General features: G+C 45.8%; 12 protein-coding genes and 1 other annotated feature. Of the genes, 4 read left to right on the top strand and 8 right to left on the bottom strand.

From position 1 onward, the window contains the following. Position 1 precedes the first annotated feature (1 nt). Both IGJ01_RS02175 and IGJ01_RS02170 read right to left on the bottom strand, forming a co-directional pair. Positions 2-646, bottom strand: a complete 645-nt coding sequence (locus IGJ01_RS02175) for an amino acid ABC transporter permease (protein WP_005232226.1) — start codon at positions 644-646, stop codon at positions 2-4. A 307-nt stretch (positions 647-953) separates the two neighbouring features. After that, positions 954-1,188: a binding site (T-box leader), on the bottom strand. A 126-nt stretch (positions 1,189-1,314) separates the two neighbouring features. Beyond that, complete coding sequence (locus IGJ01_RS02170) at positions 1,315-2,469, bottom strand: cobalamin-independent methionine synthase II family protein (protein ID WP_430601347.1); 1,155 nt, start codon at positions 2,467-2,469, stop codon at positions 1,315-1,317. A 126-nt stretch (positions 2,470-2,595) separates the two neighbouring features. Here IGJ01_RS02170 and IGJ01_RS02165 point away from each other — a divergent pair, with 126 nt between their 5' ends. Continuing rightward, positions 2,596-3,516, top strand: coding sequence for a LysR family transcriptional regulator (locus tag IGJ01_RS02165; protein ID WP_430601346.1), 921 nt, complete (start codon positions 2,596-2,598; stop codon positions 3,514-3,516). A gap of 128 nt (positions 3,517-3,644) precedes the next feature. Here IGJ01_RS02165 and IGJ01_RS02160 read toward each other — a convergent pair whose 3' ends face one another. From IGJ01_RS02160 to IGJ01_RS02140, 5 genes are all read right to left on the bottom strand, one after another. Then, a complete protein-coding gene (locus IGJ01_RS02160; RefSeq protein ID WP_430601345.1) occupies positions 3,645-6,011 on the bottom strand; it encodes a phosphoketolase family protein in 2,367 nt (788 codons plus the stop codon). 196 nt (positions 6,012-6,207) lie between these two features. Continuing rightward, positions 6,208-7,632 (bottom strand): L-arabinose isomerase, encoded by a 1,425-nt coding sequence (araA, locus tag IGJ01_RS02155; protein WP_430601344.1) that lies wholly within the window; start codon positions 7,630-7,632, stop codon positions 6,208-6,210. Positions 7,633-7,651: 19 nt separating this feature from the next. Continuing rightward, entirely contained in the window at positions 7,652-8,347 is a 696-nt protein-coding gene (locus IGJ01_RS02150; protein ID WP_008376133.1) for an L-ribulose-5-phosphate 4-epimerase, read from the bottom strand. A gap of 19 nt (positions 8,348-8,366) precedes the next feature. Beyond that, positions 8,367-9,962, bottom strand: coding sequence for a xylulokinase (locus IGJ01_RS02145; protein WP_430601343.1), 1,596 nt, complete (start codon positions 9,960-9,962; stop codon positions 8,367-8,369). Between the two features lie 4 nt (positions 9,963-9,966). Further along, complete coding sequence (locus IGJ01_RS02140) at positions 9,967-11,073, bottom strand: GntR family transcriptional regulator (RefSeq protein ID WP_430601342.1); 1,107 nt, start codon at positions 11,071-11,073, stop codon at positions 9,967-9,969. A 165-nt stretch (positions 11,074-11,238) separates the two neighbouring features. On the opposite strand from IGJ01_RS02140, the gene IGJ01_RS02135 reads away from it, so the two are divergent. From IGJ01_RS02135 to IGJ01_RS02125, 3 genes are all read left to right on the top strand, one after another. Further along, the gene (locus IGJ01_RS02135) at positions 11,239-12,078 is read left to right on the top strand and encodes an SHOCT domain-containing protein (protein WP_087664832.1); all 840 of its coding nucleotides are present in this window, start codon (positions 11,239-11,241) and stop codon (positions 12,076-12,078) included. Positions 12,079-12,407: 329 nt separating this feature from the next. After that, on the top strand, positions 12,408-13,112 hold the full coding sequence (locus IGJ01_RS02130) for a helix-turn-helix domain-containing protein (RefSeq protein ID WP_223272959.1): 705 nt from the start codon (positions 12,408-12,410) through the stop codon (positions 13,110-13,112). A 107-nt stretch (positions 13,113-13,219) separates the two neighbouring features. Continuing rightward, positions 13,220-14,329 (top strand): ABC transporter ATP-binding protein, encoded by a 1,110-nt coding sequence (locus IGJ01_RS02125; protein ID WP_008376142.1) that lies wholly within the window; start codon positions 13,220-13,222, stop codon positions 14,327-14,329. Between the two features lie 129 nt (positions 14,330-14,458). Here the strand turns inward: IGJ01_RS02125 and IGJ01_RS02120 are convergent, their stop codons facing one another. Further along, on the bottom strand, positions 14,459-15,979 hold the full coding sequence (locus IGJ01_RS02120) for an alpha-L-fucosidase (RefSeq protein WP_430601341.1): 1,521 nt from the start codon (positions 15,977-15,979) through the stop codon (positions 14,459-14,461). Between the last annotated feature and the right edge of the window lie 161 nt (positions 15,980-16,140).

Here is a 16,140-nt window from a genome sequence, read left to right as displayed (position 1 = left end):
CCTAACGGTAATAGTCCAGTTTGGTCTCGATTTGTTTTAACAATAACGTGAAGACGCCCGTCATCACCAAGTAGATCAAGCCGACCCCAACTAACGGAAGCAAGGTACTGTCTCGCTCCATGGCGATTTTTCCGATTCGCATCACGTCTGACAAGCCCAAGATGTAGACCAGAGATGTGTCTTTGACAAGATTGATGACTTCATTGCCGACAGATGGCAGGGTGATCTTGACGACTTGTGGGATGATGATTTTTTGGATCGTTTGGATTGGGGACAAACGCAAGACTTTCGCGGCTTCGTATTGTCCGGCTGGAATCGATTGGATCCCTCCACGGAAAATCTCGGCAAAATAAGCAGCGTAATTGATAATAAAGGCGATCAAGGCTGCTTCAAAGCGGTCAAAGACGATCCCTAAGATCGGCAGACCGTAGAATACGAAGATCAGCTGTAGCAATAAAGGTGTTCCTCGCATCAACCAAACGTAGACTTGCACGATCAATTTCAAAATACGCAGGCGACTGGCTAAAACAAAGGCAAACAAGATGCCTAAGGGAATGGACCCGATTAAGGTCAGTGCGAACAATTTAACGGTGATTCCGGTTCCTGAAATTAGTTGGGGCATAACATTGACTAAATACTCAAACATGGTGACTTCCTCCTTGATAGGTTTCAATTTCGCTTGGCAGAAAAACAGCTTAGCGACGGCTTACTCCGACGCTTATGTGGCGCTGTGCGTTGGCTGGTGAGGGCAACTGGCAAGTTTCATTTTTCTAAAAAAGAAAAACAAAAAAAGCGCACACTGGCATTTGCCAGAGGACGCTAGATACGTGGTTCCACCTCAATTTGCCTTTCCTTCACAGGAAAAGGCCTCGTGCAGTCCTTGTGACCCTTCCACTTTCGGTTTTCGGTGAGCCGCAAAAAAAGAGAAAAAAAACGTCCCCTAGCCATTACAGCTAAAGGACGTTATCAACGCGGTTCCACCTTTGTTTATCAGTGCTTCACAGCAACTGAACTCAGAAAGTCATCAATCAATGACTGCTGCTGTAACGGGCAAACCCGGTCTCTCCTACTTTTCTTTCGGAAAAACGACTCCAAGATGTGTTTCACAACCATGCGTTATCTCTTTGCACCAACCAGAGACTCTCTTCAAACAGCAAGCCTTGCTACTCTTCTTTTCGATGTCTGTTTCATTAAGTTGTGTCTTACTTTACTCGCTCTTAAAGAAAATGTCAAACATTTTTTCTGAAATTTTCGAAACTTTGTCGCATGCACCGATTTCGAGGGGAAGATTCAGGGAAAAGAAGACGCAACTGCTTAACCGAAGTATGCTTCAGCTAAGGCTTGCCCTTGCTTGATTTTTGCCCATTGCTGCTCAGTCGAAAGCTCATTGCCGCAGTCACAAGAGGCAAAGCCACATTGATGAGAAAGATAAAGCCGCTCCTTAGGAATGATTTGACTAGCTTTGTCTAATAAGGCGATCACTCGCTCTTCATCGTCTAATGTGGCGGTTTTGCTGGATAATAAGCCTAAGACAACCTCCACTTCTGGGCGATCTTTCAGCGCTTCTAAAGCCGAGATATCACCGGCACGGTCATCATCCCACTCTAGGAAAAAGCGGTCATAATGCTGGTCACGCAAGAATTTTTCGGCGATCGCTTTGTAGGTACCACTGGCTGCCGCGCGGCTTTGGTAATTGCCACGACAATTGTGGGTCCAGACTTTTAATCCTAATTCGTGGGCGTAATCAGCGACTTCGTTGTTGATCGCCACGAATTCATCAGCTAACGCTTCTAAGCCGTCATGGCCTTGGGTAAAGAAGCTCTTGTCATTGTCTTCAGCAAATAGTTCCCATAAACAATCATCGAACTGAACGATCTCACCACCGGCTTCTCGGTATTCCTGCAAGAATTCCTTGTAGGCGTTAAGCAGCCCTTCCCGCAAGGCTTCTTTCGTTGGATATACCTGACCTTCACCAACGAGGTCGTTAAAGACAGTCAGCTCGGTAAACGCGTGGGCAGCCCCCCAGACGGTGATTTTGACTGGCAGGTCGCCAGCTTGGCGTTTGGTTTCTTTAAACAATGTCAAATAATGATGGTTTTTGCCAGATAATGGTTCTGTGATCCGGATGCCGATGTCTTTACGCGTTTCAAAATGTCCACCGTCCAAATCTTCAAAGGCATACCCATGATCGGAGATATAGCGCTCAACGCCTTTTAATCCCCAGAGAAAATCCAGGTGCCACATCGAGCGGCCATGTTCGCCATCTGTGATGACTGTAATGCCGTGTTCTTTTTGCGCTGCAATGATGTCAGCGATCGCTTTTGCTTCCGTTTCTTGGTAGCCAGGAAACGCATCATAAAACGGGTAGCGGATGTCCTCCCGATGCTCGATTTGATTTTTGTAGTCCAATAAATCTTGTGGTCGTAACAATGACCCCACAAGCTGAAATTTGTCTGTTGCCATATCCATTCCTCCTATACAAAGTTTTCAAAATTGTTAGATTTATTCTAGCAAACATCTTATACTATAGATAATACTTATAAACTTATATATTCCATAGGCAATACCTATAACACAAAAAGGAGGTTGCTTCCCATGCGTATCCAGCAGCTTGAATATTTGGAAAAAATCGTAGAGACCGGCTCTTTCAATGAAGCCGCCAAACAGCTTTTCATCAGTCAGCCATCCCTCTCCCAAGCCATGAAAGAGTTGGAAAAAGAGTATGATCTGCAGCTGTTTTACCGCAGTAAATTAGGGGTGACCTTGACCGATGATGGCCGTTCCTTTCTCAACTATGCTCGAAATGTTTTAGACCAAGTCAATCTCTTGGACGAACGCTTTCGCAAAGACAGCCATCGCAAGCATGTTTTCAGTGTTTCTGCACAGCACTATGCCTTCGTCGTCCACGCCTTCGTAGAGCTGGTCAAACAGTTAGGGGAAGATGAATTTCAATTCACCTTGCGGGAGACCCAAACACAAAATGTATTGGATGATATCCAGACGTTTAAGAGCGAATTGGGGGTCATTTATCTGAATGATTTCAACACGACGGTCCTCACCCGTTTGATCCACGAAAAAGACCTGCAATTCATTCCTTTATTTGAAGCCAAACCCCACGTCTTCATCGGCCGAGAAAATCCACTGACTCAGAAAAAAAGCATCACATTAGCTGATTTGGAACCTTATACCTATTTGTCGTACGAACAAGGGGAAACCAATTCCTTCTACTTTTCTGAAGAGATCTTAAGCACTTTACAACGCAAAAAACACATTCGCATCAGCGATCGTGCCACGATCTTCAATTTGATGGTGGGTCTCAACGGCTATACCATCAGCTCTGGGATCATCAGCAGTGAGCTGAATGATGAAAAAATCGTTGCGATTCCTTTGGAAGTCGATGATGCGATGACACTAGGTTACCTCAAACACAAGAAAATGGAACTGAGTGAGATGGCTTTGGACTATATCGCCTTGTTAAAACAGCATATCAAAAATTACGGTTTCGACGTCTTTTAAAAAAACGATCCGCAGACAGTCGGTCGGGCTTCCTTGGTAAGGCGTCCCGACCCTGTTGCGGATCGTTTTGTACTGTTTGTTCTTCTTCTGTTCTTAAATTATCTTTCGCTGATGTTGTGGAGAAAAAATCAACGCAATGGTTTCCATTCCCACTCTTCGACTTCGGCGATATCATAGCCGTTTTCTCGAATAAAGTCATGGTGATACGCAACGGTGTCTGCCATTTTTTTGGCAAAGTCCGTTGCTTTTTCTCCATAGACCCATTCGGCGGCGTCTTTGGCTAAGTGGAAGCGATCCAATTCAGAAAGGATCCGCATATCAAACGGTGTCGTGATGTCGCCATTTTCTCGGTACCCATGAATATGAAGCTGTTGGTTGCGACGGCCAAAGAAGATGTCGCGAATCAGTCCTTCATACCCGTGGAAAGCAAACACGATCGGTTTGTCTTTCGTAAAGTAGGCTTCGAATGCTTCATCGCTCAACCCACGAGGATCGACTTCTGGACGACGCAATTTCAATAGATCGACCACATTGATGAAGCGGACTTTCAACTCTGGGAAGGCTTCAATCAGCAAGGAAACAGCAGCTAATGCTTCCAAATTCGGTTCCGTCCCGGCAGCTGCGATCACGATGTCCGGTTCTTGTCCTTCATCTGTCGATGCCCAGTCGATGACTTTCAAGCCATCTTTGACAAGCACTTTCGCTTCATCCGCCGAATAAAACTGCGGACGTGGGTGTTTCGAAGAGACCACTAGATTGATCTTTTCTTCAGAAGCGAGCGTTTCTGCCATGACAGCCATCAAGCTATTGGCATCGGCTGGTAAGTAGACCCGCACAAAGTCGGCTTTTTTCTCTGCAATATGGGTCATGATCCCTGGATCTTGGTGGGTGTACCCATTATGGTCTTGTTGGAAGACCGTTGATGAAGCGATCAAATTCAATGAGGGGTACGGGTTGCGCCAGTCAAGATCATGGGCTTTTCGTAACCATTTGAAGTGCTGCGTGATCATAGAATCAACGACTCTTAGGAATGACTCGTAGCTGGCAAAGAAGCCATGACGCCCCGTCAGCACATAGCCTTCCAAGAAGCCTTCTGCTTGATGTTCTGATAATTGTGAATCAATCACACGGCCCACTGAAGACAGCCATTCATCATAATCAGGATGTTTTGGCTCCAACCATTGGCGGTCCGTGACTTCGAACACATGGTTCAACCGATTGGATTTGGCTTCATCTGGGCCAAAGATGCGGAAGTTGTCGGGATTTTCTTTGATGATGTCACGGGCAAATTTCCCAAAGACCATCATATCTTGGGCCGTCGTTTCCCCTGGTGTCTCGATCGCAATGGCATGTGCTTGCCAATCTGGCAAGCGTAGCGGTTGCGGATCGATCCCCCCATTGGTGATTGGGTTGACCGCCATCCGCTGCTCTCCTTTTGGTGCCAATTCTTGAATCTCAGCTTTGATGCGGCCGTTTTCGTCAAAAAGCTCTTCTGGACGATATGACTGCAGCCAATCCGTCAAAGCATCCACGTGTTCCATATGTTTCGCATTGACAGGGATCGGTACTTGGTGGGCACGGAAGCCCCCTTCAATCGGCTCGCCATCCCAGACTTTCGGTCCAGTCCACCCTTTTGGTGTGCGAACGATCAAAACAGGCCAATGAGGCATAGCGGCTTCTTCCGCAGAACCTTTGCGGGCTTCTGCTTGGATCGCGTGGATCTGTTCGATGGCTTGATCCATTTTCTGTGCCAATTGCGGATGAACGGCTTCTGGATCGTCCCCTTCTACGAAATAAGGGGTCCAACCCATGCCTTCAAAATATTTCGTGAGATCTTGGTCACTTTTACGAGCCAAAATCGTTGGATTGGCAATCTTGGCGCCATTCAAATGCAAGATAGGCAAAATTGCGCCATCATTGACTGGGTTGATAAAGGTATTTGAAAACCAGCTGCCCGCTAATGGTCCGGTTTCGGCTTCACCATCACCGACCACTACTGCTGCAATGACATCGGGATTGTCTAAAATAGCTCCGGTAGCGTGGGCGATGGAATAGCCTAGCTCGCCGCCTTCATGGATCGAACCTGGCGTTTCAGGTGCCGCATGAGAAGCGATCCCACCTGGGAAAGAGAAAGTTTTGAATAAATATTTCATCCCTGTTTCGTCTTGGGTGGCTTTTGGATAGATCTCGCTGTAGCTGCCGTCTAAATAAGCATTCGCAACCATGACTTGTCCGCCATGGCCCGGTCCTTCGATATAAAACATGTTTAAGTCGTACTTATTGATGACGCGATTGAGATGGGTGTAAATAAAATTTTGTCCGGCGATCGTTCCCCAGTGACCAATTGGATTCACTTTCAAGTCTTTTTCTTCGATGGGGCGGCTCAATAAGGGATTGTCTTTCAAATAGATCTGACCAACGGAAAGGTAGTTGGCTGCTCGCCACCAAGCGTTCATTTTCTGATAATACTCTGGTGTATCGTAGGTTGTCTTCATTGTGCTCCTCCTTTTAGTCCATTGTTCCACTCTTACATAAAAGTCTATGCCCCCTATATTTAAAAGTCAATTTTGCTGATTGCTGGTGCTTTCAAGGGTTTGCTTGCCCGCACTTTACAGCCAGAAGGCAAGAAAGCTTAAGAAAAACGCAAAGAAACCGCCGGCATAGCCAACGGTTCCTTTTGTGATTGTGTACTTATTTGATCGTTACGTATTCTAATCCTACAAGTTTCGCCCATGTTTCGATCTGATCAGAATTTAAGACAAGTGAGACAACGGTGTGATGGCCACCGCCTGTTTCGATCCACTGTTTGACGCCATCGTGGAAGTTTGGTTTTGGCGTCCACATTACTCGTGCAACCGGTAGTTTTGGTGCTTCTTCAGTTGGCTCAAAGGCATCGACTTCATTGATCAATAATTTGTAGTGAGTGCCAAAGTCGGCCATCGAAACCACGACACCTTCGCCGCCTTGGCCGTCAAAGACGAGCCGGGCTGGGTCTTCACGATCCCCCATCGACAATGGCGAAACCACGATTTTTGGTTTGCTGGCTGCTAATACCGGATCGACTTCCATCATGTGGGATTGCAAGATGGCTTCTTTTCCTGGTGTCAGCTCATAGGTGTAGTCTTCCATAAAGCCAGTCGCTTTATTGTGAGCCATGATTTTCATCAAACGGTCAATAGCGGCTGTTTTCCAGTCCCCTTCACCGGCAAACCCATAGCCTTCTGCCATCAAGCGTTGTACAGCTAAACCAGGCAACTGCTGCATACCATACAAGTCTTCAAAGTTCGTGGTGAATGCCGTATAGCCGCCTGCTTCAAGGAAGCGGCGCAGACCGATTTCTTGTTTGGCTTGTGCTTTGACATGACGTGCCCACTCTTCTTTGTCGTAATCGCCATAATCGAAATCATACAGCTGGCTGTATCCTTCAAAGAGTGCATCGATTTCTTCGTCAGTCACCGTATCGACAACTTGTACCAAATCGCCGATCCCAAAATAATCAACGGTCCAACCAAATTGGATCTGTGCTTCGACTTTGTCGCCTTCCGTCACCCCAACGTTACGCATGTTGTCGCCAAAACGAGCGACTTTAATTTGGAAGCTTTCATTGTAGCCGACTGCCACGTCCATCCAAGCAGCAATTTCTTTTTGGATGGCTTCATTTTTCCAATAACCGACAACGATTTTGTTTTGTTTTTTCAAACGGGCATTGATAAATCCATATTCTCGGTCACCATGAGCCGCTTGGTTCAAGTTCATAAAGTCCATATCGATGGTTTCCCATGGAATTTGTTCATTGTATTGAGTGGCAAGGTGCAGCAATGGTTTTTGTAATAATTTCGTGCCGCGAATCCACATTTTTGCTGGTGAGAAGGTGTGCATCCAGGTGATCACCCCAGCGACTTCATCCCGATAGTTGACTTCTTTCATGATTTTCGTAATCGTATCGGCAGTAACAGCGAGTTCTTGTAAAACGACTGGATAAGGCAGCTTTGAGCTGTCATTTAAGCTTTTGACCATTTCTTCTGCATGGTCCCGTACTTCTTGTAATGCTTCTTCTCCATATAAGTGCTGTGATCCTACGACGAACCAAAATTCTTTTTTCCCGATTTCTAACATTCTGCTTGCTCCTTTTTCGTTATTTTTGCCCGTAATAGGCATTTTCTCCATGTTTGCGTAAATAATGTTTGTCTAAGACCCGCTGCGGCAATTCGGGTGCGTAACTGTTCAGCTGGCGCGTGATAAAATTCATCTTGGCGACTTCTTCTAAGACCACTGCGTTCATCACCGCCGCATCCGCCGTTTTGCCCCAGGTAAACGGTCCATGACCGTGAAGCAAGACACCAGGAATTTCTTCTGGCGTGATGCCGCGTTCCTTAAAGGTTTCGACGATCACCTGTCCTGTTTGTGCTTCATAGCCTTCATCGATCTCGGCTTGCGTCAAAAAGCGGGCACAGGGGACTGCTCCATAAAACGTATCGGCATGGGTCGTGCCCATCGCTGGCAGATCGAGTCCTGCCTGAGCCCAGCTCGTCGCCCAAGTAGAATGGGTATGGACGATCCCACCAATTTCTGGAAATGCTTTGTATAAAACGGCATGCGTCGGCGTGTCGGAGGAAGGATTTTTCGCTCCTTCCACTACGTTGCCCTCAAAATCACAAACCACCATATCACTGGCTTGCATGGTTTCATAGTCAACACCGCTAGGTTTGATGACAAACAACTGCTGTTGGCGATCCACTGCTGACACATTGCCCCAGGTGTATTTGATCAATCCTTGCTTCGGCAATGCCAAATTGGCTTGAAAGACTTCTTCTTTTAATCCTTCTAACACAAAATTCCCTTCTTTCTTTTTAAATCAACGCATCGATTGCCGCTTGCTCGATCGGCAACCCTGCTTGGTAACGTTGGGTAAAGACGGTAAATCCCTGAATGTCCGCTTCCGTTGGGGCTAACGTCACGCCGTGATCATTTTTAAACACTTGATCTGCTAAAAATGCGGCCAAGGATTGTTCTGGCGTGTGGCGGCGAAGGTATGCTGCTAAAAGGGCGATCCCCCAGGCGCCGCCTTCACCAGCCGTTTCCAGGACCGTAACTGGCGCTTCCATGACAGCTGCCAAGACACGCTGGGCAACTTCTGGCGTCTTGAAGATCCCACCGTGACCAACGATTCGATCGAGGGCGACGTCTTCGGCTTCCAGAATCTTCATCCCGATCTTCATCGCACCAAAGGCACTAAACAGATGTAAGCGCATAAAATTTGCTAAAGTAAAAGAACTCTCTGGCGATCGGACGAAAAGCGGTCGTCCTTCAGGGATCTTGGTGATATTTTCACCAGAATAATAGCCATAAGAGAGCATCCCACCACAGTCTGAATCCCCTTTCAATGCTTCGTTGAACAAGGTCGCAAACAATTCTTCCGTGGAGAGTTTCATTCCAGCTGCGTCGGCAAATTCGCGGAAAAGTTTGACCCAGGCATTGATCTCCGAGGTACAGTTATTCGTATGGACCATCCCCACCAAATCACCAGAAGGCGTCGTGACCAAATCGATCTCTGGATACACTTGCGTTAAGGGTTCTTCTAAGACGATCATGGCAAAAGCCGACGTCCCGGCTGAAACATTCCCGCTTCGCTGTGCCACACTATTCGTGGCAACCATGCCAGTGCCCGCATCGCCTTCTGGCGGACATAACGGGATGCCGGCTTGCAAGGTACCGGTTGGGTCGAGTTTTTTTGCGCCTTCTGCCGTCAATGTGCCGGCTGGTTCGCCTGCTGTCAACACTTGTGGCAAAAGGTCTTTGATCTGCCAAGGATACCCCTGACTGCTGATTTGCGCATCAAATTGCTGCAGCATATTCGCATCATAGTTTTTTGTCGTACTATCGATTGGGAACATCCCAGATGCATCACCGATTCCGATAACTTTTTCCCCTGTCAGCTGCCAATGGACATAGCCGGCTAAGGTAGTGAAAAAAGCGACCTCTGGTACGTGAGCTTCTTGATTCAAAATCGCTTGATACAAGTGCGCGATACTCCAACGCTGCGGGATGTTGTATTGGAACAATGCCGTCAAAGCTTTTTCTGCTTCTTCCGTGATTGCATTGCGCCATGTCCGAAAAGGGACCAACAGCGTGCCTTGCTGATCAAAGGCCATATAGCCGTGCATCATTGCAGAAAAACCGATACTGCCGATCGTCGTCAAAGGTACCTCGAATTGCTGCTGGATATTGTGCGCCAACTCTTGGTAGCTGGCTTGCAGTCCTTGCCAAATCGCTTCTAGCGAGTAGGTCCAAATCCCTTGCTCCAATTGATTTTCCCATTCAAAGCTGCCAGAAGCGATCGTCTGAAACCGCTCATCGATCAAGACAGCTTTGATCCGTGTCGAGCCTAGCTCGATCCCAAGAGACGTGCGCCCGTCAATAATTGCTTGCCTTACTTGTTGCGTCATCTTCTTACTCTCCTTTTTGGTTATTGACTGAACCGCGAACGATCAGCTCTGGTTCAAAATAAAAGCGTTGTGCTTCTGTTGCCTTCCCTGTAGTGATCCATTGTGCTGCCAATTCCCCCATCGCTTCTTTCGGGTGAGTCAGTGTGGTGATCGTCGGTGTGGACAAGGTGCTAAGGGGCGAGTCATCGTTTCCTACGATCGAAAAATCAGTAGGAACGTTCCTCCCAGCAGCCGTCAATGCTTGAATCAAACGATGCGCGATCTCATCGTTGTAACAAACGATGCCTGTGACTTGATTATCGGCAGCCGTCAAGCGCTGGATCGCTTGTTCAATAACGGATTCTTTCGTCTCCGTCGTATACGTCAAGACGTCTTCTGCTGCAAACGTCCGCTTGGCTTGAGTCAACGCTTTGACAAACCCTTTCATCCGATATTTCCCTTGTAAGTCATCGATTTTCGTGATCATCATCAACTGCTGATGCTGTTGTTCTAATAGATAATTGGTTGCTAAAAACCCAGAACGTGTATCGTTGACACAAATATGCGGCAAGTCTAGTTCTTCGTAATAGGCATTGATCATGACGAGAGGAATCCCAGCTTCTTGGAGTGCGACATAATAGGCAAGATTCGGGTTGTATTGGCTGCTCTTAGTTGGTTCAACGATCAACCCCTCTACCCCTTGATCCATCATTTGCTGCAAGCACGCTCTTTCTTGCTCATGGTCATTGTTGGTTGAGCCTAAAAGCAGTGAGTAGCCTTGCTCCCGCAATGTCTGCTCCACGCCACGCATGATCGATGGGAAAATATAATCAGACAAATAGGTCATGATGATCCCAATCGTTTTGCGGTTTTTATGATTGACAGTCTCAGGTTTTGAAACGTAGGTGCCTGAGCCCCGTTCTTTTCTTAAATAGCCTTCATTGACCAAAACAGCGATCGCTTGGCGCACCGTGTGGCGGCTATAATGAAATTCTTCCTGTAAGGTTGCTTCTGAAGGGATCGCATCGCCTTCTTGATAGGTGCCTAAGCGGATCTTTTCTCTTAAGATATCCGCAAGTTGTTCGTACTTATTCGCCATTTTAATCCCATCTTTCAAAAGTTGTCCGTACATCTAAGATACCAAGAAACCGCTTCCTTGTCAATTGCTGCTATACTAATTTTTCTGAAAAAGTAATAGAGAAAAAATTCCAAACGATAATACACCTCGATTTTACTCATAATAAAAATAAACAAGATTAAATTTGTTGTATAATTGAATAAATAGTTAGTTATTTCTATGAAGGAGGCAAACACTTTGACGAGAAATATGAATGAAAATCATGAGGCACCAATCATTCTGTATTCAAAAAAATATCGAGAGAATCGCAGACATGATGCTAGCTGTCGTTGGTTCATTACGAAAAAAGGCGTCTGGATAAACAACACCCATCCAAAAATCCCGGATGAAAAGATTCCCATGGCAAAAATTGCCGATGTGGAATTACATATAGGCAAAGGTCTCTTAGTGGACTACCTCCGACTGCAGGTACCAGGTAATTCTCATCTGCTTTATTTCACCAATCGAATCGATGCCCAAAAAGCCTATGAATTTTTAACGGATCATTTGGCAGCACTTGGCGGACAATCAGCCAAAAGTTACGTGGATGAAGAGGCTGGTAAAATCAAATTACTTTCCTATCAATATCGTGATGCTTGGATCATCGCAGAAGATACCCTCACGATCATCGACTACAAAAAGAAAGAAAAGCAGGTTTTGCAGATTCCCCAGATCACCAGTGTCAGTCTGAAAGAAGTTGCTGAATCTGGTCTTTGGAAAGGCAATGGCTTCTTGGAACTGTATATTGGCGGCGGGGCAATCAGAGAAACCCATTCTCGCAGAAGGACGGAACCAAACCACTCCCTTTGCTTTGCCGAAAAAGACCTGCTGATTGCTCGGATCATACAGCGCTATCTCACTAACTTCCCCCGTGAGCATGCGATACTGCCCCCGCGACCAACTGTAACCCCGACGGAACAGGTCATTGCTGATCTTCGCGAACTGAAAATGCTGGTCGACGAAGGAATTTTGACTGAAGAAGAATTTGCCTTAAAGAAAAAACAACTGTTAGGATTATAGAAGCCATCGCTTCGGGAAAAAAGCAGTCCTCCTGCCATGCAAAGGCAGAGATTTCGGTGAAGGGCTGTGCTTTTTTCTGGGAAAATTTTGAACGGTTTTTTTAGAACATGCTATACTAAATGAAGAATACGTAGAGTATCTCAAAGGAGGTCTTTCTCATTTTTTCTTTTAATGACATCAAAGCGCGTTTCCCCCAGGCAACGCTGCATGACAAAGTATCCACAACGAAGGACATCGAATCCATCGCTTTCGGCAAAAAATATATTTGGCTGCCAACTGACCAATTAAGTGACAGTGAAAAACTGCTGATCCAACTGGGAAACGGCTCTTTGCAACCAGAAATCGATAACCGAAACCATCCATGGTATCCGATTTTATTTGAACATCAGCCCGTTCAAGACCAAACGTGGGTCCGAATGCTGCAAGTTCATTTCACCCGAACCATTGACTCCTTGCAATCCGAATGGCTCGCAGAGATCCAGCAAATGCTCCCTAGCGTGGTGGATCTTTTTTTCCTCACCGAAGACCATGCGGTGATCGTAGAAAAACAAGACGACACTAATTTACCCATCGAAGATCTCGACGGCTTATTCGTGGCTTTGGATATGGATTTCGACTGCTATTCCCAGCTGTTCGTTGGCCCCTTCCATCACCCACGCCACGACTTCACTACCTTATGGACGAGTGAATCTACCCTGTTTAAAAATGAGTTAAAAACGAAAACTACCAGTAAAAGTATGGATCTGCCCAAAGTGGTCTTCGCTCTTTTTCGCAATGGCTTTTCCGAGTATATTTCCTTGTTTCGTACCTTGTATCTAGATTGGTTTGAAGAAGAGACCGAAACGATCATTCAATCACTGTGGCGCAATCAAGGCAATGCGAGTTCCACTGCCAAAGAACTGTTTATGCATCGGAATTCTCTCCTATATAAGATCGATAAGTTTCAAACACTGACACGTTTAAATTTAAAAAATATGGATGATCTGCTGCTTTGCTATTTACTGATCGACCAATTCACCCATCAGAGCAATTAAACAACCTGCACAAGAAAACGTTTTTTTCTTGTGCAGGTTTCCGTTGCGCATTCGAAGCGTTTTCATTTATGCTATTCATGTAAACTAAATGGAAAGAGGTAATCCCAATGGTAGAAATGGCCTTAAAAAATATCCACAAAAAATATGACAATAATGATGCGTATTCGGTAACTGATTTTAATTTAGATATCGCGGATCGCGAATTTATCGTTTTCGTTGGACCTTCTGGTTGCGGAAAATCAACAACCCTTCGAATGATCGCTGGTTTAGAAGATATTTCTGAAGGCGAATTGAGCATCGGTGGAAAAGTAATGAACGATGTAGCACCAAAAGACCGCGACATCGCGATGGTTTTCCAGAACTACGCATTGTATCCCCATATGACTGTTTTCAACAACATGGCATTTGGTTTGAAATTGCGTAAATACGACAAAGAAGAAATCAAAAAACGCGTAGAAAATGCCGCTGAGATCTTAGGTTTGACAGAATACTTAGATCGTAAACCTGCTGCCCTTTCTGGTGGTCAGCGTCAACGGGTTGCCTTAGGCCGTGCCATCGTTCGTGATGCCAAAGTCTTCTTAATGGATGAGCCGTTGTCAAACTTAGATGCGAAATTGCGGGTTGCCATGCGTGCGGAAATCGCAAAATTACACCAACGTTTAGAAACAACGACGATCTACGTAACCCATGACCAAACAGAAGCGATGACCATGGCTGACCGGATCGTTATCATGAAAGATGGCTTCATTCAACAAATCGGTTCACCAAAAGAAGTCTACAACACGCCGAAAAATATTTTCGTTGCCGGCTTTATCGGTTCACCAGCAATGAACTTCTTCAATGTTACGTTGAATAACGGTATGATCTCTGATGGTCAAAGTTTGAATTTACGTATTCCTGAAGGCAAGAATAAGATTCTTGTTGAAAAAGGCTACGAAGGCAAACAATTAGTCTTTGGTATTCGTCCAGAAGATATCCACAGTGAACAAATCGCATTGGAAGCTTCTCCTGAAGCAACTGTACGTGCTGAAGTGGTCGTATCTGAACTATTAGGTGCAGAAACAATGCTTTATACACGTGTAGGTGCGACTGAATTTATCTCGAAAGTTGATGCCCGCGACTTCCACCGTCCAGGTGAAACAGTTGATTTAGCTTTCAACATCAACAAAGCGCATTTCTTCGACAAAGATTCAGAAAATGTCATCACACTTCCTTAATTTGTAGTTACCATGCACTGTTCTCGGATTTGCCCCCTAGGCAGTCGCATTTAACTAATATCCACTTTTATTCCTTATTTGTATCCCTCAAAAACAGACAGTCAGCCGACTGTCTGTTTTTGGGTTACTTTATTCTTCCTGAGGCACATAGCGCGCGGCCATGGTTTGAATGATCGGTGTTTGCCGAACTTGAGTAAAAACGATTTTGACAGCAGACACGCCGACCGCTTCAAAGCTGATGATTTTTTGATAGCCGATCGTCACTATTTCGGTCAGTAACTGTGGTCCTGCTACAGTTTGCAGAAAAATTTTTGCTTTTTCTACCCGTTGCCCATATTGAATCGCTTCCTTCAATACAAGTGAATTGATGACGACCGGTTCTGCAAAATGTAGGGTCAGCCATGGCCGTTTGTCTTCCAAGTCCGGTTTCCAATACTGGCCAAACGCTTGAGATAGTTGGAGCTTATCCATTCTGCTGGACACACTGGTTGAAGAGCTCGCAAACGTGCCGTTCCTTTCAGTCGTCACCTCTTTCAATTGTTTAATCGAGTGACCTAATTGCTGCAATGCCTTTTGATCCGTTGGATGGATCATACCATCCGGCATCGGCGACACATTAAGTAGAAAAGAACTATTGCCCCCAACGATCTGCTTGTAAAAAGACCAGAGCTCAGCGCCGCTTTTTACTTGTTGGTCTTCTGATGGATGATAAAACCAGCCGGGGCGAATCGATAAGTTGACCTCAGCAGGGTACCAAGCCAATTCGGCAGCTTCTTTAATGCCGTACTTTTTCAGCGCTTGTCGGCTTCCTAAATCGATTTCCATACTGGAAATCGATTGCCGAAACGCTGTGCTATCGGCTTTTTGCGAATGACTCGCTGTTTTTTCAGCATCCTTTAATGCTGCTGGCACCACACTCCATTCTTGAAGTCTGGTTTGCCCCGCTTCGTTTCCTACCCAACGGACATCCGGTCCGCAAACCGCAATCACTGCATTGGGTTGCAGCTCACGAATCACTTGATAATACCGTTCCCAATCATAGTTTTGGCGTTTTCCATTGGGTCCTTCACCATTGGCCCCATCTAACCATATTTCGAATATATCACCATAATTGGTTAAAAGTTCTGTCAACTGCGCCGTATAAAAATCATCATAGACTTGCCCCATTCCATAACAAGCTTCATGCTGATCCCAAGGCGATAAATAAATGCCGAATTTCAGGTCTGCTTGACGGCAAGCATCAGAAAGTTCTTTCACTAAATCACCTTGACCATTGCGCCAGGGCGTTGAAGCGACTGTGAAAGCAGTGTGCTGGCTTGGCCATAAGCAAAAGCCGTCATGATGTTTGCAGGTCAAAATGATTCCCTGCATACCGCTTTGCTTCATTGTGGAAACCCATTGATGACAGTCTAGCTTTTGCGGGTCAAATACCGTTGGCGACTCATTGCCGAGCCCCCATTCACGATTGGTCATCGTATTGAGACCAAAGTGGATAAAGCCATAAAATTCCAGCTGCTGCCACTGCAGTTGTCGTTTACTGGGGCGAATCTGGGTAAGTTCAGCTGGTTCGATAATCTGTTCCTCCATTCTATGAGTTGTTTGCTGCTTTAAAGAAACAGATACAAGATCGATTCTTGACTGTTTCCTCATTGGAAAAGATCCGCCGCCTTTACTGTACTTCCGTCATCTGTCCACTCACTGGCAAACAAAGCTCAAGAACTGACCGAAGCAGCATTCAATCGACGGTTCTTCCCTATCAGGTGATCAAACTACTTTACGATAAAAAGAGTAGTGCTTGCTTGGGGGATTCG

The organism is Enterococcus sp. AZ089, from assembly GCF_050547225.1.
In the GTDB taxonomy this organism is placed as follows: domain Bacteria; phylum Bacillota; class Bacilli; order Lactobacillales; family Enterococcaceae; genus Enterococcus_D; species Enterococcus_D entomosocium.
This window is presented reverse-complemented; position numbering and strand designations above follow the sequence as displayed.

Excerpts from the sequence above, each read along its gene's own strand:
- IGJ01_RS02175 (WP_005232226.1), bottom strand. The coding sequence starts at position 646 with ATGTTTGAGTATTTAGTCAATGTTATGCCCCAACTAATTTCAGGAACC.
- IGJ01_RS02170 (WP_430601347.1), bottom strand. The coding sequence starts at position 2,469 with ATGGATATGGCAACAGACAAATTTCAGCTTGTGGGGTCATTGTTACGA.
- IGJ01_RS02165 (WP_430601346.1), top strand. The coding sequence starts at position 2,596 with ATGCGTATCCAGCAGCTTGAATATTTGGAAAAAATCGTAGAGACCGGC.
- IGJ01_RS02160 (WP_430601345.1), bottom strand. The coding sequence starts at position 6,011 with ATGAAGACAACCTACGATACACCAGAGTATTATCAGAAAATGAACGCT.
- araA (WP_430601344.1), bottom strand. The coding sequence starts at position 7,632 with ATGTTAGAAATCGGGAAAAAAGAATTTTGGTTCGTCGTAGGATCACAG.
- IGJ01_RS02145 (WP_430601343.1), bottom strand. The coding sequence starts at position 9,962 with ATGACGCAACAAGTAAGGCAAGCAATTATTGACGGGCGCACGTCTCTT.
- IGJ01_RS02140 (WP_430601342.1), bottom strand. The coding sequence starts at position 11,073 with ATGTACGGACAACTTTTGAAAGATGGGATTAAAATGGCGAATAAGTAC.
- IGJ01_RS02135 (WP_087664832.1), top strand. The coding sequence starts at position 11,239 with ATGAAGGAGGCAAACACTTTGACGAGAAATATGAATGAAAATCATGAG.
- IGJ01_RS02125 (WP_008376142.1), top strand. The coding sequence starts at position 13,220 with ATGGTAGAAATGGCCTTAAAAAATATCCACAAAAAATATGACAATAAT.
- IGJ01_RS02120 (WP_430601341.1), bottom strand. The coding sequence starts at position 15,979 with ATGAGGAAACAGTCAAGAATCGATCTTGTATCTGTTTCTTTAAAGCAG.